At 66.7% G+C, this 25,517-nt stretch carries 20 protein-coding genes; 10 read left to right on the top strand and 10 right to left on the bottom strand.

Features of this window, described 5'->3' with window-relative positions:
- Positions 1-35: 35 nt before the first annotated feature.
- The gene (locus tag A5712_RS23030; protein ID WP_068110283.1) at positions 36-1,682 is read left to right on the top strand and encodes a (2,3-dihydroxybenzoyl)adenylate synthase; all 1,647 of its coding nucleotides are present in this window, start codon (positions 36-38) and stop codon (positions 1,680-1,682) included.
- On the opposite strand, the gene A5712_RS23035 is transcribed toward A5712_RS23030, so the two are convergent.
- Positions 1,679-2,695: an acyl-ACP desaturase gene (locus A5712_RS23035; protein ID WP_068110286.1), complete on the bottom strand. Its 1,017-nt coding sequence runs from the start codon at positions 2,693-2,695 to the stop codon at positions 1,679-1,681. The two genes, A5712_RS23030 and A5712_RS23035, sit on opposite strands and share 4 nt — an antisense overlap.
- Before the next feature lie 168 nt (positions 2,696-2,863).
- A complete protein-coding gene (locus A5712_RS23040) occupies positions 2,864-4,216 on the bottom strand; it encodes a salicylate synthase (RefSeq protein ID WP_068110289.1) in 1,353 nt (450 codons plus the stop codon).
- 379 nt (positions 4,217-4,595) lie between these two features.
- Here A5712_RS23040 and A5712_RS23045 point away from each other — a divergent pair, with 379 nt between their 5' ends.
- From A5712_RS23045 to A5712_RS23055, 3 genes are all read left to right on the top strand, one after another.
- On the top strand, positions 4,596-5,834 hold the full coding sequence (locus A5712_RS23045) for a sodium-dependent bicarbonate transport family permease (RefSeq protein WP_068110291.1): 1,239 nt from the start codon (positions 4,596-4,598) through the stop codon (positions 5,832-5,834).
- Positions 5,835-6,065: 231 nt separating this feature from the next.
- Positions 6,066-7,310 (top strand): sodium-dependent bicarbonate transport family permease, encoded by a 1,245-nt coding sequence (locus A5712_RS23050; protein WP_068110294.1) that lies wholly within the window; start codon positions 6,066-6,068, stop codon positions 7,308-7,310.
- A 372-nt stretch (positions 7,311-7,682) separates the two neighbouring features.
- Entirely contained in the window at positions 7,683-9,503 is a 1,821-nt protein-coding gene (locus A5712_RS23055) for a SulP family inorganic anion transporter (protein ID WP_068110298.1), read from the top strand.
- A 14-nt stretch (positions 9,504-9,517) separates the two neighbouring features.
- Here A5712_RS23055 and hemW read toward each other — a convergent pair whose 3' ends face one another.
- Complete coding sequence (gene hemW / locus A5712_RS23060; RefSeq protein ID WP_068110353.1) at positions 9,518-10,690, bottom strand: radical SAM family heme chaperone HemW; 1,173 nt, start codon at positions 10,688-10,690, stop codon at positions 9,518-9,520.
- Positions 10,691-11,113: 423 nt separating this feature from the next.
- On the opposite strand from hemW, the gene A5712_RS23065 reads away from it, so the two are divergent.
- The 5 genes from A5712_RS23065 to A5712_RS23085 all read left to right on the top strand — a co-directional run bounded on the left by A5712_RS23065 (position 11,114) and on the right by A5712_RS23085 (position 17,337).
- On the top strand, positions 11,114-12,793 hold the full coding sequence (locus A5712_RS23065) for a nitrite/sulfite reductase (protein ID WP_068110302.1): 1,680 nt from the start codon (positions 11,114-11,116) through the stop codon (positions 12,791-12,793).
- Positions 12,790-13,533, top strand: coding sequence for a phosphoadenylyl-sulfate reductase (locus A5712_RS23070; protein WP_068110306.1), 744 nt, complete (start codon positions 12,790-12,792; stop codon positions 13,531-13,533). Before A5712_RS23065 ends, A5712_RS23070 begins: the two co-directional genes overlap by 4 nt.
- Positions 13,512-14,246 carry a sirohydrochlorin chelatase gene (locus A5712_RS23075; protein ID WP_068110308.1) on the top strand — a complete coding sequence of 245 codons (735 nt, stop codon included), beginning with the start codon at positions 13,512-13,514 and terminating at the stop codon, positions 14,244-14,246. Before A5712_RS23070 ends, A5712_RS23075 begins: the two co-directional genes overlap by 22 nt.
- Positions 14,247-14,445: 199 nt before the next feature.
- Complete coding sequence (locus A5712_RS23080; protein WP_068110311.1) at positions 14,446-15,228, top strand: alpha/beta hydrolase; 783 nt, start codon at positions 14,446-14,448, stop codon at positions 15,226-15,228.
- A gap of 171 nt (positions 15,229-15,399) precedes the next feature.
- Positions 15,400-17,337, top strand: a complete 1,938-nt coding sequence (locus tag A5712_RS23085) for a gamma-glutamyltransferase family protein (RefSeq protein ID WP_068110314.1) — start codon at positions 15,400-15,402, stop codon at positions 17,335-17,337.
- A 6-nt stretch (positions 17,338-17,343) separates the two neighbouring features.
- Here A5712_RS23085 and A5712_RS23090 read toward each other — a convergent pair whose 3' ends face one another.
- The 5 genes from A5712_RS23090 to A5712_RS23110 form a co-directional block, all read right to left on the bottom strand.
- Positions 17,344-18,435 (bottom strand): sulfate/molybdate ABC transporter ATP-binding protein, encoded by a 1,092-nt coding sequence (locus A5712_RS23090; RefSeq protein WP_068110318.1) that lies wholly within the window; start codon positions 18,433-18,435, stop codon positions 17,344-17,346.
- Between the two features lie 21 nt (positions 18,436-18,456).
- Positions 18,457-19,272, bottom strand: a complete 816-nt coding sequence (cysW, locus tag A5712_RS23095) for a sulfate ABC transporter permease subunit CysW (protein WP_068110321.1) — start codon at positions 19,270-19,272, stop codon at positions 18,457-18,459.
- A complete protein-coding gene (gene cysT, locus A5712_RS23100; RefSeq protein ID WP_068110324.1) occupies positions 19,272-20,117 on the bottom strand; it encodes a sulfate ABC transporter permease subunit CysT in 846 nt (281 codons plus the stop codon). Before cysT ends, cysW begins: the two co-directional genes overlap by 1 nt.
- Positions 20,114-21,151: a sulfate ABC transporter substrate-binding protein gene (locus tag A5712_RS23105; protein WP_082973606.1), complete on the bottom strand. Its 1,038-nt coding sequence runs from the start codon at positions 21,149-21,151 to the stop codon at positions 20,114-20,116. Before A5712_RS23105 ends, cysT begins: the two co-directional genes overlap by 4 nt.
- Positions 21,152-21,463: 312 nt before the next feature.
- Positions 21,464-21,658, bottom strand: coding sequence for a hypothetical protein (locus A5712_RS23110; protein WP_068110359.1), 195 nt, complete (start codon positions 21,656-21,658; stop codon positions 21,464-21,466).
- 93 nt (positions 21,659-21,751) lie between these two features.
- Here A5712_RS23110 and A5712_RS23115 point away from each other — a divergent pair, with 93 nt between their 5' ends.
- Complete coding sequence (locus tag A5712_RS23115; RefSeq protein ID WP_068110327.1) at positions 21,752-23,803, top strand: glycoside hydrolase family 15 protein; 2,052 nt, start codon at positions 21,752-21,754, stop codon at positions 23,801-23,803.
- A 22-nt stretch (positions 23,804-23,825) separates the two neighbouring features.
- Here the strand turns inward: A5712_RS23115 and A5712_RS23120 are convergent, their stop codons facing one another.
- Together A5712_RS23120 and A5712_RS23125 are read right to left on the bottom strand one after the other, a co-directional pair.
- Positions 23,826-24,563 carry a sensor domain-containing protein gene (locus A5712_RS23120; RefSeq protein ID WP_197519476.1) on the bottom strand — a complete coding sequence of 246 codons (738 nt, stop codon included), beginning with the start codon at positions 24,561-24,563 and terminating at the stop codon, positions 23,826-23,828.
- A 186-nt stretch (positions 24,564-24,749) separates the two neighbouring features.
- Entirely contained in the window at positions 24,750-25,517 is a 768-nt protein-coding gene (locus tag A5712_RS23125; protein ID WP_068110331.1) for a sensor domain-containing protein, read from the bottom strand.

The following is a 25,517-nucleotide window of genomic DNA, read 5'->3' on the forward strand; positions in this document are numbered from 1 at the left end:
GCCGCCGCTACCACCCCCCGAGCCCGAGGAGACCGATGGTCCCGAACCCCACGCGACCTTCGGCGGGCCTGGAGGGATTCGTGCCGTTCCCGGCCGACCGGGCCGAGTCCTATCGCGCGGCGGGCTACTGGACGGGACGCGCGCTGGACACGATCCTCACCGACGCGGCGCGCCGCTGGCCGAACCGGACCGCGGTCGTCGACGCGGGGGCCGACGCCGGATACAGCTACGCGGAGCTCGACGAGCGGGTCACCCGCGCGGCATCCGGGCTGCGCGCGCTGGGCGTGGCGCCCGGCGACCGGGTCCTGCTCCAGCTGCCGAACGGCCGCGAATTCGCCGCCGCGCTGTTCGGGCTGCTGCGGGCCGGCGCGATCCCGGTGATGTGCCTTCCCGCTCACCGGGCCGCCGAATTGGGCCACTTCGCCGCCGTCAGCGAGGCGACAGCCCTCGTGATACCCGATGCCGCAAGCGGTTTCGACTACCCGGCGACGGCGGGCGAGCTCGTCGATGGGCACCCGGCGCTCAGGCATGTGATCGTCGACGGCGACCCCGGGAAGTTCGCGGGGTGGACGCAACTGTGCGAACAAGGCAGCGTCCACTCGCCGGCCCCGCCGCTGGCCGACCCGGCAATGCCTGCGCTGCTGCTGGTTTCGGGCGGCACCACCGGCACCCCCAAGCTGATCCCGCGCACCCACGACGACTACGTGTTCAACGCGACGGCCAGCGCCGAGGTCTGCCGGCTGACGGCGGACGACGTCTATCTCTCGGTGCTGCCCGCGGGCCACAACTTCCCGCTGGCCTGCCCCGGCCTGCTGGGCGCGATGTCCGTCGGCGCCACGACGGTGTTCGGCGCCGATCCCAGCCCGGAGGCCGCCTTCGCCGCCATCGCGCGCCACCGCGTGACCGTGACGGCCCTGGTGCCGGCGCTGGCCAAGCTGTGGGCCCAGGCCTGTGAGTGGGAGCCGGTGACTCCGAAGTCGTTGCGGCTGTTGCAGATTGGCGGAGCGAAGCTGGAGCCGACGGACTCCCGCCTGGTGCGCGCCACGCTGACGCCGGGCGTGCAGCAGGTGTTCGGGATGGCCGAGGGGCTGCTCTGCTACACCCGGCCGGACGATCCCCCGGAAGTCGTCGAGAACACCCAGGGCCGTCCGCTGTGTGCGGCCGACGAGTTGCGCATCGTCGACGGGGCCGGCCGGCCGGTGGCGCCCGGCGAGGAGGGCGAGCTGCTGGTGCGCGGGCCGTACACGCTCAACGGCTACTTCCGCGCCGAACGCGACAACGAGCGCTGCTTCGATCCCGACGGCTTCTATCGCAGCGGTGATCTCGTCCGCCGCAGGGACGACGGCTACCTGGTGGTCACCGGCCGGATCAAGGACGTCATCTGTCGCGCGGGCGAAACGATCGCGGCGGCCGAAATCGAAGAGCACATGCTGAGCCATCCCGCGATCCGTTCGGCAGCGGCGGTCGCGCTGCCCGACCCGTACCTGGGCGAAAAGATCTGCGCGGCGGTTGTTTTCGACCGGGACCAGTTGACCCTCGCCGAGCTCAACGCCCATCTCGACGGGCGTGGCGTCGCCGCCCACGCCCGGCCCGACGTGCTGGTCGCGCTGGCGGCGCTGCCCACGACGCCGATCGGCAAGATCGACAAGAAGGCGATCGTGCGGTCAATCGGCAACGGCTAGCGTCCGCTAAGCGTCAGCGTCCCTTCGGTTTTGAGGACCTTGTCGGCGGTGATCCGTTCCGTCTTGCGGGCCTCCCGCTCGAGGTAGCGCTGCTTGGATTCGTCGAATTTGTCGCTAGCCACTTCAAGTTCCTTGATCAGCACCCCGAGATCGTCGCGCATCCGGGCCGCCTCGCCGGTGAAGTCATCGCGCTCGAAGATGCGCCATTTCTTCAGTACCGGCATGACCACCTCGTCGAGATGGATGCGCGGGTCGTAGACACCGCCGACCGCGATGATCACGGCCTTGCGCCGAAACTCCGGCACGGTGAACCCGGGCATCTTGAAATTGCGCAGGATCCGGTGCACCGAGCGCATCGCCTGGTTGGGCGCGATGTCCAGGCCGGCTGCGCTGACGTCCCGGTAGAAGATCATGTGCAGGTTCTCGTCGTGCGACACCTGGGCCATCAGCTGTTCCGCGATGGTGTCGCCGGCGATTTTGCCCGTGTTGCGGTGGGCGACGCGGGTGGCCAACTCCTGAAACGACACATACATCACCGAGTCGAACAGGCTGTCAGCGAACATGTCACCCTGGTGGTTCTGGCCGGGGCTGAACCCTCGAGTCATTTGCTCCAACCGGAGCTTCTCGAGCTCGACCGGGTCGACCGCGCGGGTGACCACCAGATAGTCCCGCAGCGCCGTGCTGTGCCTGTTCTCCTCGGCGGTCCAGCGGTTCACCCACTGTCCCCACGGGCCGTCCATGGTGAAGTTCATCGCGATCTCGCGGTGATAGGACGGCAAATTGTCTTCGGTCAGCAGGTTTTGCACTATCGCGACCTGCGCCACGTCGGACAACCGGCTCTGTCCGGTTTCCCAGTCCTGCCCGTCCAGCGCGTAGAAGTTCTTGCCGTCCGACCACGGGATGTAGTCGTGCGGGTTCCACTCCTTGAACAGCGAGAGGTGGCGGTCAAGCAATTTTTCGACCACGGGTTCTAGCTCGCGAAGTAGCTGCAAGTTGGTCAAGCCGTCGGACACGGAGCCCTCCCAGTTATGTGTTGCGATCAGTAACACTGAATTTACTGTGTCATGCGGTTACACCAAGATGACACGCCGGCGAAAAGGCGAAATAGGGCCAAAGGTCCCATGGCTGGGAGAGCCGCGACACACCGAGGCAGGGGGGCCGCGGGAAAGCGGCCTCGGAGGCTACTGCCGGGCGATCAGGTACGGCGCGAGCGTGGACAGCTTTTCGCAGGTCTCCTCGAACTCACGCTCGGGCTCCGACTCTTCGATGATGCCCGCGCCGGCGCGCAACCACGTCTTGCCGTCGCATTCGTAGGCCGCGCGCAGCGTCAGCGCCGCATCCAGGCCGCCGTCCGCCGAAACCATCACCACGGCACCGGAGTAGAGGCCGCGCGGTCCTTCGTCGAGCCGCAGGATGGCCTCGACGCCGGCCGCCTTCGGGATGCCGGATGCCGTGACGGCCGGAAAGAGCGCCTCCAGCGCGTCCATGCGGTCCCTCGACGCGTCCAGGCGGGCGCTGACCGTCGAGCCGAGGTGCTGCACGCTCCCCCGCTCCCGCACGGTCATGAAGTCGCTGACGACCGAGGTTCCCGGCTCGGCGATCTCGGTCATCTCCTGTAGCGAGCTGCGTACCGAAATGGCATGCTCGACAATCTCTTTGGAGTTCGACTCCAATTCGTCGCGGGCCTGGCGATCATGCGCCGCGCCACGACCGAGCGCGCGCGTGCCGGCCAGCGGCTCAGTCACCACCGTCCCGTCGTGTTGAACGGCTGCGACGAGTTCGGGGCTGTAACCCACGGCACGCATGCCGCCGAGCCGCAACAAGAACGACCGCACCGGTGTGTTGTGCCGGCGGCCCAGGCGGTAGGTCGACGGAAAGTCAAGCGGGAAAGGCACTTCGACGCAGCGCGACAGGATCACCTTGTGGTACTCGCCGTTGGCGATCTCGCGGACGGCCGCCGCCACTCGGGTGCGGTAGCCCGACGGGTCGTCGCTCAAGTCAATGGTGCGGGCGTCCGGCACGCCGGCGACGCCGTCGCGCAACAGGCGGCGCACCGCCTCGCTGTGTGCGGCGTCGGCACCGTCCAAACGAACGCCCTCCTCGCTCACCACGAAGCGGGTGCGGGGCCAAAACAGCCGCGCCAACGGCGTTTGCGGCGCCAGCCGTTGCTGCAGCCCGTAGCGGTAGACGCCGAATTCAAAGGCGACCCAACCGAACAGCTGGTCGGTTTCGAGCAGCAGCCGGTCGATGGCTTCACCCAGCACGGGCCCGGGCCGTCCGGACCACTGTTGCCGCCGGGTGGTGCCGTCGCGGATCACCCGCAGCTCGTCGCTGTCCAGTTCCACCATCGCCCGCACACCGCTGGCCAGAACCCATTGCCCGTTGCGCTCGTAGAGGAGGTACTCCTCGCCCGAGCGCTCGGGCAGCGCGGCGGCCAGCTGGGCCGCGAGGTCAGCCGGATCGATGCCGGGGATCAGGGGAATCAGCGGTGACGCGGAGCCGGCGGGATTCGTCTCGACGCTGAGCTCGGTCACGGTTAGTAAATGTAGCCTAACCTATGTAAGCCTGCGCAACCCCTCTCCTTGGCCGGCGCGGACCCGTCGGATCGGTCGGGCCCGCCCCGGCCCAGACACCGCCACACCCATGCACACAGTTAATCCCCAGAAAAGTCACAGAGGATTCACGCCAAGCGGGCTTTACCTATCCCTACCAGCACCGCCGTGACCTCCGACTTTGGCGGCATCCGATATTGCGTCACAGCGATGTTAACTGCGGGTTTTTCGGGCGATATCCGAGTGGCGGGCCCCCGACGGCGGGGCTAAATTCTTGCACGATCATCGGGATTGTTCGTGGTGGCCCGCTCGCGGACGGTGCTTTTTCCCTGGTCACCGGATCACTGAAGAGAGGCACCCCATGCTGCAGGAGTTTTGGCACAACTTCACCCACAACCTGTTCAAGCCGCTGCTGCTGTTCTTTTACTTCGGGTTCCTGATCCCGATCCTCAAGGTGCGGTTCGAGTTCCCGTACGTGATCTACCAGGGCCTGACGATGTACCTGCTGCTGGCCATCGGTTGGCACGGCGGTGAGGAGCTCGCCAAGATCAAGCCCGAGGAGATCGGCACCATCACGGGCTTCTTGGTCCTGGGCTTCGCGTTGAACTTCGTGATCGGGGGGTTGGCCTACCTGCTCCTGGGGCGCATGAGCTCGATGCGACGAATCGACAAGGCGACTGTCGCCGGCTACTACGGGTCGGACTCCGCGGGAACGTTCGCCACCTGCGTGGCCGTGTTGACCGCGATCGGCATGGCGTTCAACGCCTACATGCCGGTCATGTTGGCCGTCATGGAGATTCCGGGCTGCCTGGTCGCCCTGTACCTGGTCGCGCGGCTGCGCCACCGCGGGCTGAGCGAAGCCGGTTACATGCCCGACGAGCCCGGCTACGTCGCGCCGGTGAAGGTCGGGATCGGGCCCGGCACCGCAGCACGACCCCCGCACGGCCAGAGCCTCGCGGCCGAAAATGAGCGGGGGGTCGAGCAGGAGCTCGAGCTCTCGATGGAAAAGCTGGAGCACCCGAACTGGGAGCCCGATCAAACCCCGGCGTTGGGCAAGCCCAAGCGGATGCCGATCTTCTCCCGCGAGCTGTTGCAGGAGGTGTTCCTCAATCCCGGGCTCGTGCTTCTGATGGGCGGCATCCTCATCGGCCTCATCAGTGGGCTGCAGGGCCAGAAGGTCGTTGCGGACGACGACAAGTTCTTCGTGCTGGCATTCCAAGGCGTGCTGTGCCTTTTCCTGCTCGAGATGGGCATGACGGCGTCACGCAAGCTGAGGGACCTGCGATCGGCGGGCCCGGGCTTTATCTTCTTCGGGCTGCTTGCCCCGAACATCTTTGCCCCGCTTGGGATCTTGGTCGCCCATAGCTACGCCTACCTCACCCACACCGACTTCAAGCCGGGGACCTACGTGCTGTTCGCGGTGCTGTGTGGCGCGGCCTCGTACATCGCCGTTCCGGCGGTGCAGCGCCTGGCGATCCCCGAGGCCAGCCCCACCCTGCCACTGGCCGCATCGCTGGGTTTGACGTTCTCGTACAACGTCACCATCGGGATCCCGCTCTACATCGAGATCAACCGCCTTATCGGGCACTGGTTCACGTAGAGCCTGGACGCCGGCCAATGGCCCACAACGCCATTGGCCGGCGTCGCGTCTAACCCGCTGCGACGGGCGGGACGTTTGTGTCCCCCCGTTACGCGTTGTTAACGATTCGTAAAGACACCTTCACTCCGTTGACTCAAGTCCTGTGAGTCCCCAAGGTACTAATGATGTTCGTGGACTCCCCGGCGTTGGATGCTGCTTGCGGCACCGCCGTATTGACCGTCGGAGGCGCTAATGCTGCATGAGTTCTGGGATAACTTCACTCATAATCTCTTCAAGCCGCTACTGCTGTTCTTCTACTTCGGCTTCCTGATCCCGATCATGAAGGTGCGGTTCGAGTTTCCGTATGTGATCTATCAGGGCCTGACCATGTACCTGCTGGTGTCGATCGGCTGGCAGGGGGGCGAGGAACTCGCCAAGATCCAGCCGGCCGACATCGACAACATCGCCGGCTTCGCGTTGATGGGCTTCGCATTGAACTTCCTCATCGGAGTTCTGGCGTACGTGGTGCTGAAATATACGACCCGCCTGCGCCAAGTCGACCGCGCGACCGTCGCCGGCTATTACGGTTCGGATTCGGCCGGAACCTTCGCCACCTGCGTCGCCGTCCTGTCCGGCGTGGGCATCGCTTTCAACGCCTACATGCCAGTCCTGTTGGCCATCATGGAGATTCCGGGCTGCCTGGTGGCGCTCTATCTGGTGATGCGGCTGCGCCACCGGGGTCTCAACGAATCGGGCTACATGCCCGACGAGCCCGGGTACGTCGCGCCGGTGGCCGTCGGGGTCGGCCCCGGAACCGCCGCACGGCCCCTGCCCGGCCAGAGCCTCAGCTCCGAGGAGCAGCAGGGCGTCGAACAGGAACTGGAACTCTCGCTGGAAAAGCTGGAGCATCCGAACTGGGAGCCCGACGACAGCCCGGTCCGCGGGAAGGCCAAGCGAATGCCGATCTTCTCCAGGGAGCTGATGCAGGAGGTCTTCCTAAACCCGGGGCTGATTCTCCTGATCGGCGGCATCATCATCGGCTTCGTCAGCGCACTGCAGGGGCAGAAGGTCGTGCACGACCAGAACGAGCTCTTCGTCGCCGCATTCCAGGGTGTGCTGTGCCTGTTCCTCCTCGAGATGGGCATGACGGCGTCCCGCAAGTTGCACGACCTCAAGCTCGCCGGTCGTGGCTTCATCGCCTTCGGCCTGCTGGCCCCCAATCTGTTTGCGGCACTGGGGATCCTGGCCGCCTACAGCTACGCCGACCTCACCGACACCCACTTCCAGCCGGGCACCTACGTGCTGTTCGCGGTGCTATGCGGCGCGGCGTCCTACATCACTGTGCCGGCGGTGCAGCGCCTAGCGATCCCCGAGGCCAGCCCCACGCTGCCGCTCGCCGCCTCTCTGGGGTTGACGTTCTCCTACAACGTCACCATCGGGATCCCGCTCTACATCGAGTTCAATCGCCTAGTCGCGCATTGGTTCCCGGGCGTCTGACAAACGTCGTATCGGAAATCCCGCTCGACATCGAGATCGCCCGCCTAGCCTGCACAGGTTCTAATCTCCAGCCTGTCTCGCGGCGGGTGCGATGCTGTGAGCGGCAAACCACAAAGGGACCCGTGGGGCCCGACTCAACGCCCTGATGATGCCAGGCAGGCCGGATGGTTCGACACTCCAGGCGGACTGGATGTTTCCGAGATGTTTCCAGCCTTGCACGGTGGGCGTCGACAGTTCGTAAAAGTGTCGTCAATTATTCGTAAAGACCAGTTAACTGAGGCCGCCGCGGATTCGGGCGGGTGGAAAACTGCATGAGTTCCATTTGAATTCGACCCACAACATAGTCGAGCCGTTGTCGAGAGGGCGCTCACCGTGCTACAAGCCGTATCCGTTCCGGCAACCGTTCCATCCGAAAAGCCCCGCAACGGCCTGGCCGGTCTCAAACACTGGCGTTACGACCTTCGCTCGGGGTTCACGGTTGCGATGATCTCGCTGCCGTTCTCGATGGGAATCGCAATCACCTCGGGTGCGCCGCCGGTCTGCGGAATCATGTCGGCGATCATCGCCGGATTCGTCCTGCCGTTATTGGGCGGCTCGTACGTGACCATCAGTGGCCCGGCCGCGGGACTGGCGCCGACCTTGTTCGCCGGCATGATCACCCTGGGGCAGGCCCGCCTCGGGCACGGCGCCCCAACATCCGATTTGCTTGCCGTGGGGTACCCCCTGATCCTGGTCGCGATCGCTATTGCCGGCGTGATTCAGGTGATCCTTGCCAAGTTGAAGGTGGCGCGCCTGAGCGCCATCTTCCCGGCCGCGGCCATCCACGGCATGCTGACGGCGATCGGCCTGATGATCATCGTGCGGCAGATTCCTCACTTCATGGGTGTGAAGTTCGAGGCCCACGAATTCTTGACGGTCCTGGAGGAAGTGCCCAGCCATCTCTCGTCGATGAGCGGCAAGTGCTTCGCCCTTGGAGTTGGTTGCGTGGTGGCGCTCTTTGTGCTCTCGGCCCTACCCGGGCGGCTGCTGAAGATCATGCCGGCTCCGGTCTGGGTGTTCGTCGGCGGCACGGTGGTCAGCACATTCATGCTGAAGCTCGATAGATCCAAGCTCATCAACGTGCCCGATTCGCTGTTTCACGGGATCGTGTTCCCCCACTTCGGCGAGGCATTCAGCACTCCCGCACTCCTGTTGCCCTTGGGGTACCTGGTTATCACCTTGCTTTTGATCGACGCGACCGAGTCCCTGGCGACGATCGCGGCCGTGGACAATCTCGACCCGTATCGCCGCCGCTCCGATCCGGACAAGACGTTGCTGGCGATGGGCGCGTCCAACGGCGCCTCCAGCCTGCTCGGTGGCTTGACCATCATCCCCGGCATGGTCAAGAGCACGGCGAATATCATGGCCGGCGGCCGGACCCAATGGGCGAACTTCTACAACGCCTGCTTCCTGCTGGCGTTCGTGCTGCTCGGCCGCGAGGTGATCAACATGGTCCCGAAGGCGGTCCTGGGCGCCATCCTGGTATTCATCGGCTACAAGCTGTGTAAGCCCGCGCTGTGGCTCAAGATCGCGCGGATCGGGACGGAGCAGTTCGTCGTCTTCGTCACCACTGTGCTGGTGACCGTGACGACGGACCTACTGGTGGGCATCGTCACCGGCATCGTCCTGGAGTTGGTGCTGAACCTGTGGTACCTGGGCCTCTGGCACACCCTGAGCAACGGGACGGACTGCGCGAAGCCGAACTTCGGAGGCCGTTTCCTCAGCCTTTTCCGCAATCCGGTGTCCAAACGGGAAGTCGACGAAGACACCTACCACCTGTACCTTGACGGTCCCCTGGTGTGTTTCAACCTGTTTCACATGATTCGGGAGCTGGGACAGATTCCGGAGGGCACCCGGGTTGTGTATCTCCACTTGAGTTCCCGTGTGCCTCTTGTCGATCACACGACGGGTGAGTCGCTCCGTTATTACCTGGACGAGTTCAGCGGGCAGGACGACAGTCCGAGGCTGGTGATCGAGGGGTGGGACCACATGCGGTCCCTGTCCAATCACGAGACGAGCACGCGGATCGCCATAGCCGCCGCCGAGAGGGTGCCCGCCCCGGATATCACAAAGGTCGCCATCATCGATCTCGAGAAGGTGGCCGCCATGGATCGAGCCGAACAAGAGTTGAGGGTCGCTCAGGCCACGGATTGACGGCCGACTGAGGACTACCCCAGCAGCGTGCGCACCACCGCGTCGGCGAGCAGCCGGCCGCGCGGGGTCAGCACCAGGTTGTCGCCCTCGGATACGAGCAACCCGTCCGCGACGGAGGTTTCGGCACGTTCGCGCTCGGCTGCGCCCAACCGATCCAGCGGAAGTCCTTGGCGCAAACGGGTTTTCAGTAACACCTCCTCGGTGTGCAACGCGTCGCGGTCCAGCTGCTCGAAGCCGGCAACCGGCAATTCGCCGCCGGCCAGCCTCTCCGCGTAGGCGTTGGGATGCTTGACATTCCACCAGCGCGTCGCACCGACATACCCGTGGGCACCCGGTCCTGCGCCCCACCACTGGCCGCCGTCCCAGTAACCGAGGTTGTGCCGGCACTCACCGCCCGGTCGGCACCAGTTGGACACCTCGTACCAGGACAGCCCCGCCGCGGAAAGCCGGGCATCGACCAATTCGTAGCGGTGCGCGAGCACGTCGTCGTCGGGGGCGGGCAACTCCCCGCGCCGGACCCGCCGCGCCAGCGCGGTGCCCTCCTCCACCACCAAGGCGTAGGCGGAGACGTGGTCGACGCCGGTGTCGATCGCGGTGTCGACGGAGCGCAGCAGGTCGTCGTCGGACTCTCCCGGCGTCCCATAGATCAGGTCGAGGCTGACGTGTTCGAAGCCCTCGGCTAACGCCTCGCGGGCCGCGGCCGCCGAGCGGTTCGGGGTGTGGATCCGGTCGAGGACGCCGAGGACTCGGGGTGACACCGACTGCATGCCGAGCGACACCCGGGTGAACCCGGCGGCGCGAATGGCCGCGAAAAAGTCCGGCCACGCCGACTCCGGGTTGGCCTCGGTGGTGATCTCGGCGTCCGGCGCGAGGGCGAAGTGCTCACGAACCATGTCCAGCAGCTTGGCCACGCGCGCGCCGCCCAGCAGCGAAGGAGTGCCCCCGCCGACGAACACCGTGCTGACGGTCGGGCCGTCCAGCCGGGCGGCCGCCAGCTGCAGCTCCGTTCCCAGTGCCTGCAGCCAGGCGTCCGGGTTGACGCCGCCCAGCTCGGCTGGGGTGTAGGTGTTGAAGTCGCAGTATCCGCAGCGGGTTATGCAGAACGGGACGTGGATGTACAGCCCGAACGGCTGCCCGGGGTTCGGCCGCAGGGCGGGGAGGTCAACCGGGGCCTCGGCAAGGGGCATGCCGAATTTTCCCACGCCGAGCGCTCCCGCCGTCGAGCGAGGCGAATCGGCACAGGTCAGGCCGGGTAAGGCGGCCTCGATCGGGGGAGCCGATTCTCAGGTGATTCGCGGCTGCGTCTGCCCGATCGCCCAGGGTCGCGCCCTACTTTGGGTCAGCGTGAGGAAAAATATGACCTGATGGCGAAGCTTGTCGCGGTCCATGGCAGAATGGCTGCCGTGACCGTCGCCAATCGCAGCTTGCGTATCGCCCTCGTGGCTCGGCGGCACATCGATCTCAAGCGCGTATGCAGCTGTTGTTGTTGCTGTCTGCCTTGATGCCGTAGACCCGCCCCACCTGTACTCAGCTGGCTGCCGGATCTGCGCAGCCGAAATAAAAGCGGTGTGCTGCGCGTCCAAGCCTGCGATGTTCGCGAAGGAGACCCGATGACCACAGCCCGTCCGGCCAGGGCCCAAAACAAGGCCCGGAGTGAGGGTCAGTGGGCGCTGGGCGATCGCGAGCCGCTGAATCCCAACGAAGAGATGAAGCAGGCCGGCGCCCCGCTCGACGTGCGCGAACGCATCGAAAACGTCTACGCCAAGGACGGATTCGACAGCATCGAGAAGTCCGATCTGCGGGGCCGCTTCCGCTGGTGGGGCCTCTACACCCAACGCGAGCAGGGCTATGACGGGTCATTCACCGGCGACGAGAACGCCGATTTGCTCGAGGCCAAGTACTTCATGATGCGGGTCCGCTGCGACGGCGGCGCGCTCTCCACCGCCGCCTTGCGCACGGTGGGCCAGATCTCGACCGAATTTGGCCAGGACACCGCCGACATCTCCGACCGGCAGAACGTGCAGATGCACTGGATCGAGGTGGAAAACGTCCCTGAGATCTGGCGGCGTCTGGCCGAGGTCGGCCTGCAGACCGCCGAGGCGTGCGGAGACTGCCCGCGCGTGATCCTGGGGTCTCCCCTGGCCGGCGAGTCCCTGGACGAGGTGCTCGACCCGAGCTGGGCAATCGACGAGATCGTGCGCCGCTACATCGGCAAGCCCGACTTCGCCGACCTGCCCCGCAAGTACAAGACCGCCATCTCCGGCCTGCAGGACGTCGTGCACGAGATCAACGACATCGCGTTCATCGGCGTCAACCATCCCGAGCACGGTCCCGGCCTGGATCTGTGGGTGGGCGGCGGCCTGTCGACGAACCCGATGCTGGCCCAGCGGGTCGGCGCCTGGGTTCCGCTGGACGAGGTGCCCGAGGTGTGGGCCGCGGTGACCTCGATCTTCCGCGACTACGGCTATCGGCGGCTACGGGCCAAGGCCCGGCTGAAGTTCCTGATCAAGGACTGGGGCATCGAAAAGTTCCGGGAAGTTCTCGAGACCGAGTACCTCAAGCGCCCGCTGATCGACGGCCCCGCCCCCGAGCCGGTCCCGCATCCGATCGATCACGTCGGAGTGCAGCGGCTCAAGAACGGGCTCAACGCCGTCGGGCTCGCCCCGATCGCCGGACGCGTGTCGGGCACCATCCTCTCGGCGGTGGCCGACCTGGCCGAGCGGGCCGGTTCGGACCGCATCCGGTTCACGCCGTACCAGAAGCTGATCGTTCTCGACGTGCCCGACGAGAAGCTCGATGACCTGATCGCCGGCGCGGAGGCGCTGGGGCTTGAATCGCGCCCGTCGCGTTGGCGCCGAAATCTCATGGCATGCACCGGGATCGAGTTTTGTAAGCTGTCGTTCGCCGAAACCCGTGGGCGGGCACAGGGTTTGGTTCCCGAGCTGGAGCGTCGGCTGGAGGACCTCAACGCCGCGCTGGACGTGCCGATCACGGTCAACATCAACGGTTGCCCGAACTCGTGCGCGCGGATTCAAGTCGCAGACATCGGTTTCAAGGGTCAGATGGTCGACGACGGCCACGGCGGCTCGGTCGAGGGGTTCCAGGTGCACCTGGGCGGCAGCCTTGGCTTGGACAGCGGCTTCGGCCGAAAACTGCGGCAGCACAAGGTCACCAGCGACGAGCTGGGCGACTACATCGAGCGAGTGGTACGCAACTTCATCAAGCACCGAAGCGACGGTGAACGATTCGCGCAGTGGGTCGTTCGCGCCGAGGAAGGCGACTTGCGATGATCTCAGAAACCACGAGGCCGACGGAAGCTCAACTTCGCGAGTTGGCTGCCCGCGGCGCCGCCGAACTCGAGGGCGCAAGCGCCACCGAGCTGTTGCGTTGGACCGACGAGAACTTCGGCGGAATCAACGGGCCGCGCGGCTGGGCGACATGCAACTACGTCGTGGCGTCCAGCATGCAGGAGGCCGTGCTGATTGATCTGGCCGCCAAGGTGCGTCCGGGCGTGCCGGTGATGTTCCTGGACACCGGCTACCACTTCGTGGAGACCATCGGTACGCGGGACGCCATCGAATCCGTCTATGACATCCGGGTGGTCAACGTCACGCCCGAGCACACCGTGGCCGAGCAGGACAGGCTGATGGGCAAGGACCTGTTCGCGCGCGACCCGGGCGAGTGCTGCCGGCTGCGGAAGGTCGCCCCGTTGGGAAAGGCGCTGCGCGGCTACTCGGCGTGGGTGACCGGGCTGCGCCGCAGCGACGCACCGACGCGCGCCAACGCCCCGGTGATCAGCTTCGACGAGGGATACAAGCTGGTGAAGATCAACCCGCTGGCCACGTGGACCGACGACGACATGCAGAACTACATCGACGAGAACGACGTGCTGGTCAATCCCCTTGTCTACGAAGGCTATCCGTCGATCGGTTGCGCCCCGTGCACGGCCAAGCCGATCGACGAGGCCGACCCGCGCAGCGGCCGCTGGCAGGGCCATGCCAAGACGGAATGCGGGCTGCACGCGTCGTGAGCACCCTCCTGCTCGTCGCGCACGGGAGCGAGGATCCACGGTCGGCGGCCAACGCGTGGGCCGTCGCCCGTCAGGTGGCGCGCATGCGGCCCGGCCTGGACGTGCGGCTTGCCTTCTGCGAGCTGAACGCACCCAGCCTGGTCGACGTGCTGGGCGACTGCAGGGACGCCGCCGTCGTCACCCCGCTGTTGTTGGCTAACGCCTACCACGCCCGGGTCGACATTCCCCGCCAGATCGCCCGGGCCGGTGTCGATGCGGGCCAAGCCGGCGTGCTCGGCGAAGATCCCCGCCTCATCTCGCTGCTGCGGCAGCGGGTTATGGACTCGGGCGTCTCCCGGGACGACGAGCGGGTCGGTGTGCTCGTGGCGGCGATCGGGTCGTCCGACCCCATCGCCAACGCGCGGACTCGCGGGGTGGCGCCCCGTCTGCTGGCGGGCACGAGCTGGGCGGGAGCGACGACGGCGTTCGTGACCCATCCGGGACCGTCGCTGGCCGAGGCCGCAGGCCGATTGCGCCGGCAGGGCGCCCGACGGGTGGTCATCGCACCGTGGTTCCTGGCGCCGGGGCGGCTACCGGACCGGGTGCGTGGTTTCGCCGACGGCGCCGGGCACGCGCTGGCAGAGCCGTTGGGCGCACACCGGTTGGTTGCCGAGACGGTGCTGTGTCGCTTCGACGAAGCCCTCAAACCTGGAATCCACGGCGTCGCGGCCTGAGGGATCAACTCTCACCCCTCGGCATCACCCGTGGCGGACGGATCGCATCGACGTCATGCTCACCGGTGTTGGCGCCCCCGTGGCCGCATCCGCGCCGCAGAGGCCCGGAGCGGCAAGCCAATCGAGCGAATTAGCCGTTCGGCGACTAGCGGCTGGGAAGATGCCGGGAGGAATACGCATCGAACCGTTTGGGAGACTCATGTTGGAAGTTATCGACAGAGGGTCCGCGACCGAAGCGCATCCTGTTCCGCTGCTCTTCGTTCACGGCGCCTGCAGCACAGCAGGAGTCTGGGACGATCATTTTCTGAGATTCTTCGCCGACAAGGGTTACCGCGCTGTCGCGCTGAGTCTTCGCGGCCACGGTGCCAGCAGCTTGTCCAAGCCTCTCAAATCTTGTTCAATCGCGGACTACGTGGACGACGTACACGATGTTGTTGGCACGCTGGGTTGCCCGCCAGTGCTCATCGGTCACTCGATGGGTTGTTGGATAGTGCTCAAGTACCTTGAGAAGCGAGGCGGCCCGGCCGGGGTTCTCATGGCACCAGGCACACCGCGGGGATTACGAAGATGGGCATTCCACACGATCCGCCGTCACCCGTGGATTGTTCTATGGACCAACACCTTTGGCAACCCAGTTGATCTGTTTAATACTCCGGCGTTGGCGCGCGAGTTCTTGTTCTCCGCGCGGACCCCTGACTCCATCGTCAGCTCCTGTGTGGCTCGGCTGGAACCCGAGAGCACACGCGCTGCACGAGAAACGGTGAACCGACTTCCGGGTGCTCACCTTGTGACAGCGCCCATCCTCGTCCTCGGCGCGAAAGACGACCGTTCGCGAATCAAAGGGGACGCGTCTGCCGTGGCGGCCATTTACCGGGCAGACGTTGAAATCTTCCCCGACATGGGGCACGTCATGATGCTCGAACCAGGATGGCAAGCAGTCGCCGAAAGGATGGACAACTGGCTCATGGCAAAAGGGTTCTAAGAGCCGGGCCATGAGCCGACGTCAGCCGCCACGCGCCACAGAACAGATACCTGCGAGGGCGGGAGGCGGCCGCCGCGAGCACAAGGCCGACATGGTCAAGCCTCCGTGCGAACGACCAACCGGATTGCTGCCTGACTCGCTGGAGTTGCCAGTAAACTTCGTGTCTTGAACATGCCCTTGCGAATTCGAGCATTGCTCGCCGCGCTGGCGGTGGGGCTGGCGGGGTGTGGCGGCAGCCAAGCACCCCCAAAGGCGGGTCCGTGCGAGATCGTGCCGAATGGTGTCTCGACGTCGCAGGCCCACCGGGCTTCACCTTCATCGGGAAACCTCTCGGCGAACCCCGAGAACGCGACCGGCTACCGCAGGGACATGACCGTCGTGCGAACGGTTCACTACGCCGTGGCCACCGCCAACCCGCTGTCCACCCAGGCGGCATGCCGGGTGCTGCGCGACGGCGGCACCGCCGCCGACGCGATGGTGACCGCCCAGGCGGTCCTGGGTTTGGTCGAACCGCAGTCGTCGGGGCTTGGCGGCGGCGGGTTCGCGCTCTATTACGACGCCCGCGCCGGTTCCGTCCAGGCCTACGACGGCCGCGAGGTCGCGCCGGCGGCCGCCGGCGAGAACTACCTGCGCTGGGTCAGCGACGCCGATCACGCCGCTCCCGTCCCCGACGCGCGAGCCTCCGGACGGTCGATTGGGGTCCCGGGCATCCCGCGACTGCTCGAGCTCGTGCACAACGACCACGGCCATCTGCCCTGGCGTGATCTCTTCGCCCCCGCGACGGCGTTGGCAGACAACGGATTCGACATCAGCCCCCGGATGGCCGCCGCCATCTCCGACTCGGCGGCAGCACTGCGCGTCGACCCGCAGGCCCGCGAGTATCTCCTCAACCCGGACGGCAGCCCCAAGGCGGCGGGCGCGCGGCTCACGAACCCGGCATACTCAAAAACCTTGTCCGCCATCGCCTCCGCGGGTGCCGACGCCTTCTACACCGGCGACATCGCCCACGACATCGTCGCGGCGGCGCACAGCTCGGCGGGCCGCACGGCGAGCCTGATGACCAACGAGGACCTGGCGGGCTACGTCGCCAAGAGGCGCGACCCGCTGTGCATGACGTATCGCGGCCGGCAGATCTGCGGCATGCCCGCGCCGTCGTCGGGCGGCGTCGCGGTGGCCGCCTCGCTCGGCATCCTCGAGCACTTCCCGATGGGCGACTACCCGCCCGCCAACGTCGACCTCAACGGCGGTCGCCCGAGCGTGATGGGCGTCCACCTCGTAGCCGAAGCCGAGCGGCTGGCCTACGCCGACCGCGACAAATACGTCGCGGACGCCGATTTCGTCGGGATGCCCGGCGGTGCCCTCAGCGCGCTGATCGACCCCGGCTATCTGGCCGGACGCGCCGCGCTGATCTCGACGCAGCGCAGCATGGGCAGCGCCAGGCCCGGAGACTTCGGCGTGCCGACCGGCGTGGCACCGCCGGGGACCGAGCACGGCACCAGCCACGTCAGCATCATCGATTCCTACGGCAACGCAGCCGCGTTCACGACGACCGTCGAGTCGACGTTCGGTTCGTTCCACATGGTCGACGGGTTCGTCCTGAACAACCAGCTCACCGATTTCGCCGCCGACCCCCGGGCGCCCGACGGTTCGCCGGTGGCCAACCGCGTGCAGCCCGGCAAGCGGCCGCGGAGCTCGATGGCGCCGACGCTGGTCTTCGACGCCTCACCAAGCGGGCAGGGCGCACGGGGTGCGTTGTACGCGGTGGCGGGGTCGCCGGGCGGTTCGACGATCATCCAGTTCGTCGTGAAAACGCTTGTCGCGATGCTTGATTGGGGCCTGGACCCGCAGCAGGCGGTGTCACTGGTCGACTTCGGTGCGCAGAACTCGCCGCAAACGAACGTCGGCGGCGAGGATCCCGAGATCGACAGGTCCGACAACGGCGATCACGACCCGCTGGTGGCCGGCCTGCGCGCGCTGGGACATCAGGTCAACCTGGCCGACCAGTCCAGCGGGCTTTCGGCGATCACCCGCAGCGCTCAGAGCGCCGGGCAGTGGACCGGGGGCGCCGACCCGCGCCGCGAGGGTGCGGTCATGGGCGGCAACGGATAACGCGGCTCAGGCCGACGTCAGCGTGCTCTGGTCCTCGTCCGCGTCTCCGACTGCGCCACGGGTGATCACGACGTCGCTCGGCAGGGGCGGCACGCGGGTGGCGCGCACGTAGACGGTGTCGCCGTCGCGCAGGGCCAGCGCCTCGGCGTCGCCGCGGGTGATCTGGGCGGTGAACGGGCCCCCGGTGGCCGCGCTGGTCAATTCCACGCGGACCTCGAAGCCCAGCGCCACCACCCGATCGACGGTGGCGCGCACCACCCCGATCGACTCCGCGGTGGCGTCGGCGGTGGCCACCGCCATGTCGGGCTTGCGGCCCACCCGAATGTCGTGCGGGCGCACCAGGGCGCCGTTGAGCTCGGACACCGCACCCAGGAACGACATCACAAACGAACTCGCCGGCGAGTCGTAGACCTCGGTGGGCGACCCGACCTGCTCGATACGGCCCTTGTTGAGCACCGCGATCCGATCGGCCACGTCCAGCGCCTCCTGCTGATCGTGGGTCACCAACACCGTGGTCACGTGCACCTCGTCGTGCAGCCGGCGCAACCACGCCCGCAAATCCTCGCGCACCTTGGCATCCAGCGCCCCGAACGGCTCGTCGAGCAACAACACCTGCGGATCGACCGCCAGCGCCCGGGCCAACGCCATGCGCTGACGCTGACCACCGGAGAGCTGGTTGGGATAGCGGGTCTGAAAACCGCTGAGCCCCACCACCTCCAGCAGATTGTCCACCTTCTCTTTGATCTCGGCCTTGGGCCGCTTGCGGATCTTGAGCCCATAGGCCACGTTGTCGCGCACCGTCAGGTGCTTGAACGCCGCATAATGCTGGAACACGAACCCGATCCCGCGCCGCTGCGGCGGCACCCCCGTGACATCCCGACCGTCGATCGTCACCGTGCCGGAGTCCGGATGATCCAGCCCCGCGATGGCCCGCAACAACGTCGACTTGCCCGACCCACTGGGCCCCAACAACGCCGTCAACGAACCCTTCGGCACCACGAAGTCCACATGATCCAACGCCACGAAATCGCCGTAGCGCTTATAGGCGTCACGCACCGTGATCGCGTGCTCGCGGGCCTCGGTCGGCTTGTCGGTCATCTGCGAGTCTCCTTGTCCGGCTTACTTGGTCGCTCGTGCCCGGCGGACGTCGAGAACCAGCTGGAAGATCAGGACCAGCACGGCCACACCCATCAGCAGTGTCGAGAGCGCGTAGGCGCCGTACTCGGCACCGCGGTTGTAGCGGTCCGCGACAAGCAATGTCAGCGTTTGCGACTTGCCCGGCAGGTTGGACGACACGATGATCACCGCGCCGAACTCGCCGAGCGTGCGCGCGACGGTCAGCACGATGCCGTAGGTCAAGCCCCACCGGATGGACGGCAATGTGATCCGCCAAAACGTCTGCCACCAACTCGAACCCAGGGTGGCGGCCGCCTCCTCCTGATCGGTGCCCAACTCGTGCAGGACCGGCTCCACTTCGCGCACCACGAACGGCAGCGTGACGAAGATGCTGGCCAGCACGATCCCGGGCAGGCCGAAAATAATCTTCAGGCCGAGGTTGTTCTCGACGAACCCGAAGGCGCCGCCCGCCCCCCACAGCAGGATCAATGCCACGCCCACGATGACGGGCGAGACCGCGAACGGCAGGTCGATGACCGCCTGCAGCACGCCCTTTCCCCGAAACCGGTTGCGCGCCAGCACCAGCGCCGTCGGAATCCCGAAAACGACGTTGAGCGGCACCACGATGGCCACCACCAGCAGCGTCAAATTCAGCGCCGATACCGCGGCCGGTGTGCTCACCCAGTCGAAGAACTGGCCGAGCCCGGGGCGGAAGGTCCGCCACAGGATCAGCGACACCGGAACGACGAGCAACACGAAGATGTATGTCAGCCCGAGGAATCGGATGAGGTAGCGAGACCTCGTCGACGACGCCGTCATTATCCCAACTCCTCGCGCTTGGCCGCGCGCCCGCCCACGATGCGCAAGATGAACAGCACGGTAAACGAAATCGCAAGCAGCACGATGGATATCGCGGCGGCTCCGGTGCGGTCGTCGTTCTCGATCAGCGTCCGTATCCACTGGGAGGACACTTCGGTCTTGCCCGGCACCGCGCCGCCGATCAGCACCACCGAACCGAACTCGCCGATCGCTCGCGAGAACGCCAGGCCCGCACCGGATAACAGGGCCGGGGTCAGCGACGGCAACACGACCGAGGTGAAGATCTTCGGGCCGTTCGCGCCCAGCGAGGCCGCCGCCTCCTCGGTCTCCCGGTCGATCTCCAGCAGCACCGGCTGAACGGCCCGCACCACGAACGGCAGCGTGACGAAGGCCAGCGCCACCGCCACGCCCCAAGCGGTGTGCTGCAGGTGCAGCCCCACCGGGCTGTTGTTTCCGTACAAGGCCAGCATCACCAGGCTGGCGACGATGGTCGGCAGCGCGAACGGCAGGTCGATGATGGCGTCTACCAGCCGTTTGCCGAAGAAGTCGTCGCGCACCAGCATCCACGCGATCACCAGCCCGAACACCAGGTTGACCACCGTCACGCCGGCGGAGATGATGAGCGTCACCCGGAACGACTCCAGCGCGGCGTTCGACGTGACGGCGAGCCAGAAGGCGTGCCAGCCGCCGCCGGCGGCCTGCCAGGCGATTGCCCCCAGCGGCAGCAGCACGATCACCGACAGCCACAGTGTCGCGACGCCGACCCGTAACGATGTGGTGCCCGATCCGCGGGGGCGCCGGGTGACTCGGGCCGCCCGGCGGACGGGCGTGATGGTGGCGGTCATCCCGTCGCCTTCGTGTAGATCTTGGTGATGCTGCCCGTGCTCTTGTCGAACAGCTGCGGGTCCACCGTGGCCCAGCCGCCGAGTTGGGCGATCGTCCACAGCTTCGCCGGCGCGGGGAACTGGCTGCGGAAATCCGCCGCCACGGCGGGATCGACCGGCCGGAAGCCCGCCTGCGCCCACACCTTCTGCGCCGCGGCGGTGTACTGAAAGTTCTTGAAAGCCACGGCGGCATCCAGGTGCGGGCTGGTGGTCACGACCGCCAATGGGTTCTCGATCTTGAACGTCTGCGGCGGGTTGACGTGCTCGACCGGCTTGCCCGCACGTTCGGTCGCGATTGCCTCGTTCTCGTAGCTGATCAAGACGTCACCGCTGCCCTGGACGAAGACGTCGGTGGCTTCCCGTCCCGAACCGGGGCGCAGCTTGACGTGTTCGCTCACCAATTTATGGATGAAGTCGATGCCGGCCTGACCGTTGGCGCCGCCTTCACTCTTGACGGCATACGGTGCAAGCAGATTCCACTTGGCCGATCCCGAACTCAGCGGGCTGGGCGTGATGACCTCAATGCCATTCCGCAGCAGGTCATCCCAGTCCTTGATGTTCTTCGGATTTCCCTTGCGCACCACCAGCGTGACGACCGACCCGAACGGGATTCCCTTGGTGGCGTCGGTGTTCCAGTCCTTGGATACCTTGCCCGCCTTGACCAACCGGGTGACGTCGGGTTCGACCGAGAAGTTGACGAGATCGGCCGGCTTACCCTCGGCGACGCCGCGGGATTGGTCGCCGGAGGCGCCGTAGGAGGTGATCACCTGGATGCCCTTGCCCTCGTCGGAGGCGTTGAAGGCGGGGATCACCTTGCTCCAGCCGGGTTCCGGGGCCGAATAGGCGACCAGGGTGAGACTCGTGCGCGCATTGCTGGGGCCGCTCCCGCCCACCACGTCGCTGGGGCCGCCCTGACAAGCGGCGACGACACCGACGATCAGGGCGAGTACGGTGACAGGTCGCCAGCGCCGGGCACTGCCCATGTCGGTGAGCATCGGTGGCCTTTCATTGCTGTTTCGGGCGGGACAACTGGTCTGGATCCCGTTGCAGCGGAAAGGCGATGAGACTTCAGGAGAGTCGACGACCCCTAACCAAACCGCGCACGGGTTGGAGTCAGCGACAACAGTGCACAAAGACAGCGCATTCCACCACGCCGGTTGCCATGTGCATGTCGCGAAGCCTAACAGGAATTCGCTGGGCCGCCACCGCGCACCCGATCGAGCGTCAGTGCGTCGCTAGCCATGTGACGATCACCAGCACGACGAGGGTGACCAGAATCAACGTCACGTGCGAGCGAGGCATGGGCGTTACCCGGGCGCCCCATCGGCGTGCCGAACACGGCGCATCAACTTGATGCCCTTTCCAAGCAGGCGGTCCAGCAGGCCCGCCGTGACGTAAGCCACCGCCAAAACGACGGGCATCACGATCATGGCTTGCAGCACGAACGCGAGCCCCGAGAGCCACAGCTCGTTGCCGTCCCACCAATTCAGAAACCCGCCCACCCGGCTCACCCTATTCGCCCCCGGCACCCGCACCCAACCGACACCTAATGGAAACATTGGACGCCGGGCAGGTTGACAGTCGATGATGTCGGCATGGTTCTGCACGCCCAACCCGCCGACCAGCCGGCCGACGGTGCTCCCGCGGAGGCGCCTCTCGAGGCGTTCGACGCGCCTCCCGAGACGGCGCTGGCTGCGCCGATCGATTTCAGCGCGCCCGCCCCACTCGCGCCCTCGGCGTCGCTGCGGAACCCATTTCCGCCGATCGCCGACTACGCGTTCCTGTCCGACTGGGAAACGACGTGCCTGATCTCCCCCGCCGGGTCGGTCGAATGGCTGTGCGTGCCCCGACCCGACTCCCCGAGCGTGTTCGGCGCCATCCTGGACCGTAGCGCCGGCCACTTTCGGCTCGGCCCGTACGGCGTCTCGGTGCCCTCGGCGCGCCGCTACCTTCCGGGCAGCCTGATCATGGAGACCACCTGGCAGACCCACACCGGGTGGCTGATCGTGCGTGACGCGCTGGTGATGGGCCCGTGGCATGACATCGAGCGCCGCTCGCGGACGCATCGCCGCACCCCGATGGACTGGGACGCCGAGCACATCCTGCTGCGCACGGTGCGCTGCGTCAGCGGCACCGTCGAGCTGATGATGAGCTGCGAGCCGGCGTTCGACTACCACCGCGTCGGCGTGACCTGGGAATATTCGGCCAACGCCTACGGCGAGGCCATCGCGCGCGCCAGCAAGCAACCCGACGCGCACCCGACGCTGCGGCTGACCACCAACCTGCGCATCGGGCTGGAGGGCCGGGAAGCGCGGGCGCGCACCCGGATGAAAGAGGGCGACGACGTGTTCGTCGCCCTGAGCTGGACCAAGCACCCGGCGCCGCAGACCTACGAAGAGGCCGCCGACAAGATGTGGCAGACCACCGAGTGCTGGCGGCAGTGGATCAACATCGGCAACTTCCCCGACCACCCATGGCGCGCCTACCTGCAGCGCAGCGCGCTGACGCTGAAGGGCCTGACGTATTCGCCCACGGGCGCGCTGCTGGCGGCCAGCACCACGTCGCTCCCCGAGACGCCGCACGGCGAGCGCAACTGGGATTACCGCTACGCCTGGGTCCGCGACTCGACGTTCGCGCTGTGGGGCCTCTACACCCTGGGACTCGACCGCGAGGCCGACGACTTCTTCGCGTTCATCGCCGACGTCTCCGGCGCCAACAGCAACGAACGGCACCCCCTGCAGGTGATGTACGGCGTCGGCGGCGAGCGCAGCCTGGTCGAAGAGGAGCTGCACCACCTCTCCGGTTACGACCACGCCCGTCCGGTGCGGATCGGCAACGGCGCCTACGACCAGGTTCAGCACGACATCTGGGGCTCGATCCTGGACTCGTTCTACCTGCACGCCAAGTCGCGAGAGCAAATCCCGGAGACCCTGTGGCCGGTGCTCAAGAAGCAGGTGGAAGAGGCGATCAAGCATTGGCGCGAGCCCGACCGCGGCATCTGGGAGGTGCGCGGGGAGCCGCAGCATTTCACGTCGTCGAAGGTGATGTGCTGGGTGGCGCTCGACCGCGGGTCCAAGCTCGCCGAGCGGCAGGGCGAGAAGAGCTATGCCCAGCAGTGGCGGGCGATCGCCGAGGAGATCAAGAACGACATCCTCGAGCACGGGGTCGACTCGCGCGGCGTGTTCACCCAGCGCTACGGCAGCGACGCACTGGACGCCTCGCTGCTGCTGGTCGTGCTGACCCGGTTCCTGCCGCCGGACGACCCCCGGGTGCGCAACACCGTGCTGGCCATCGCCAACGAGCTGACCGAGGAGGGCCTGGTGCTGCGCTACCGGGTCGAGGAGACCGACGACGGGCTGTCCGGCGAGGAGGGCACGTTCACGATCTGCTCGTTCTGGTTGGTCTCGGCGCTGGTCGAGATCGGCGAGGTGAGCCGCGCCAAGCGGCTGTGCGAGCGGCTGCTGGCCTACGCCAGCCCGCTGCACCTCTACGCCGAGGAGATCGAGCCGCGCACCGGACGGCACCTGGGCAACTTCCCGCAGGCGTTCACCCACCTGGCCCTGATCAACGCCGTCGTGCACGTCATCCGGGCCGAAGAGGAGGCCGACGGATCGGGTACGTTCCAGCCGGCCAACGCGCCGGTGTAGATCTGCGTCAGCGCCTGCCCCGTCAGCTCAGCGCGCCGACCTTGTCCAAGATGGCCTGCGCGACGTCGACGGCACTGGCCTGAGGATCGGCGCCGGGGTCGGGCGGCTGCGTATCAGCGAAGAAGGCGACCTCGACCTCGACCAGGCAGTTGCCGCGGACGCCGAGGGCCCGCCCGGACTGCAGGGACGCCGAGTCCAAGCTGCGCGATGCGAACCCCATCGAAATGGTCGCCGAGACAACCGGATTCGTGGCCTCGACGTTGGTGACCGCAGCCTTCAGCTTGAACACCGTGCCCGACAAGGGCATCGTCGTGCCATCGCATTGTTGCCACTGCTGGGAGAATTTTTCGAACAGCGCCTGGGCCTCGGCGGGGCTGGGCAGGCTGACCACGCCCTCCTTGACGCTGGTCACCTCCACGGACTTCGGGGCGTGCCGCCAGGTCTGAACCGCGACGTGACGCACCTTGCTGGATTGATAGACGACTCGCTGCAGCATCGACGCCACGCCCAGGCAGTCGCCGGGCGAGAACCACCCGTCGTCCAGTAACGCATCGGGGCCACCGAACCGCGGCCGAAAGTGCGGATCAATCTTGAAGGACTGGTTGAGGATTCGCGACAACGCCCGGTGACCCAGCAGCACCTGCTTGATGGTTTGCCCGTGCAGCGATCGCGGCGCCATGCCCGGCGCTGGTCGCGCCGTGCCGTCGACGATCGTGGCGCAGCCGGCGGTCGACATCGCGAGCAGTAGCGCGGCCGCCACGCACCAGCGTCGTCCCCTGCGCGTCGGACATCGGCGCCGGTATTTACTCTGAGTACGCACTTGATTCATCATTCGGCCCTCTTTCGTTCACCGAAAGTTTACTTTGGGGCGGAGAGGGCCGCCGTAAGACACACCGAGGACGCAGGGAGAGCCCAGGAACGTCTCAGCTTGCGAGGACGCGCCGCGTCAGCTCAGGGCGCTGACCTTGTCCATCATGGCGCGCGCGACGTCGATGCCGCTGGTGTCCAGGTTGCCCGAGCCCGGGTCGGACGGGCGCCGCTCGCCGAAGAAGACGACCTCCAACTCGACGAGGCAGTTCAACTGGACCCCGATGGCCCGCGCCTGTGGCGTGGGCCGCAGGGGCGGCATGTTGGGCAGCACCGACGTCGCGGTATTCGTCGCCGCGACAATGGTTTTGGAGGCGTCCGGTACGCGGACGTCGCCGATGACGATTGTCGTGCTGATCGGGCCGTTCTGCTCCGTCGTCGTGGTGCCGTTGCACTGCTGCCACTGTTGCGAGAACTGCGCGAACAGCGCCTGGGCCTGCGCGGCCGACGGCAGGGCGACGACGCCCTCGATGACGCTGATCACCTGCGCCGGATCGCCGTTGTTCCACCACGACTGCGCCGCAACGTCTTTGACGTCCGCGGACTGGTAGACGCTTTTCTGCAGCATCGCCGTCACGCCCAGGCAATTGGCCGGCGAGACGGTTTCGTCCTTTTGGCTCAGCACGTCGGGTCCGCCGAACTCGGCCGGCTTGCGGGTGGCGAAGGGCTGGTTGAGCATCCGCGACAACACGTCGCCGTCGAGCAGCACCCGGCGGACGGTGTCGCCGGTGAGCGGGCGTGGCTTCAGGTTGGGCGCCGGTTTCGCCGTGCCACCCACCACGCCGCCGCATCCGCCCGCGACCGCGGCGACCAACATCAACGCCGTCGCCGGCCCGAGGATTCGCAC

Origin of the sequence: Mycobacterium sp. E2327 (assembly GCF_001672675.1) — a bacterium.
In the GTDB taxonomy this organism is placed as follows: Bacteria; Actinomycetota; Actinomycetes; order Mycobacteriales; family Mycobacteriaceae; genus Mycobacterium.

Excerpts from the sequence above, each read along its gene's own strand:
- A5712_RS23075 (WP_068110308.1), top strand. The coding sequence starts at position 13,512 with ATGCGGGCTGCACGCGTCGTGAGCACCCTCCTGCTCGTCGCGCACGGG.
- A5712_RS23045 (WP_068110291.1), top strand. The coding sequence starts at position 4,596 with ATGCTGCAGGAGTTTTGGCACAACTTCACCCACAACCTGTTCAAGCCG.
- hemW (WP_068110353.1), bottom strand. The coding sequence starts at position 10,690 with ATGCCCCTTGCCGAGGCCCCGGTTGACCTCCCCGCCCTGCGGCCGAAC.
- A5712_RS23070 (WP_068110306.1), top strand. The coding sequence starts at position 12,790 with ATGATCTCAGAAACCACGAGGCCGACGGAAGCTCAACTTCGCGAGTTG.
- A5712_RS23080 (WP_068110311.1), top strand. The coding sequence starts at position 14,446 with ATGTTGGAAGTTATCGACAGAGGGTCCGCGACCGAAGCGCATCCTGTT.
- A5712_RS23115 (WP_068110327.1), top strand. The coding sequence starts at position 21,752 with ATGGTTCTGCACGCCCAACCCGCCGACCAGCCGGCCGACGGTGCTCCC.
- A5712_RS23090 (WP_068110318.1), bottom strand. The coding sequence starts at position 18,435 with ATGACCGACAAGCCGACCGAGGCCCGCGAGCACGCGATCACGGTGCGT.
- A5712_RS23065 (WP_068110302.1), top strand. The coding sequence starts at position 11,114 with ATGACCACAGCCCGTCCGGCCAGGGCCCAAAACAAGGCCCGGAGTGAG.
- cysT (WP_068110324.1), bottom strand. The coding sequence starts at position 20,117 with ATGACCGCCACCATCACGCCCGTCCGCCGGGCGGCCCGAGTCACCCGG.
- A5712_RS23085 (WP_068110314.1), top strand. The coding sequence starts at position 15,400 with ATGCCCTTGCGAATTCGAGCATTGCTCGCCGCGCTGGCGGTGGGGCTG.
- A5712_RS23050 (WP_068110294.1), top strand. The coding sequence starts at position 6,066 with ATGCTGCATGAGTTCTGGGATAACTTCACTCATAATCTCTTCAAGCCG.
- A5712_RS23030 (WP_068110283.1), top strand. The coding sequence starts at position 36 with ATGGTCCCGAACCCCACGCGACCTTCGGCGGGCCTGGAGGGATTCGTG.
- A5712_RS23105 (WP_082973606.1), bottom strand. The coding sequence starts at position 21,151 with ATGCTCACCGACATGGGCAGTGCCCGGCGCTGGCGACCTGTCACCGTA.
- cysW (WP_068110321.1), bottom strand. The coding sequence starts at position 19,272 with ATGACGGCGTCGTCGACGAGGTCTCGCTACCTCATCCGATTCCTCGGG.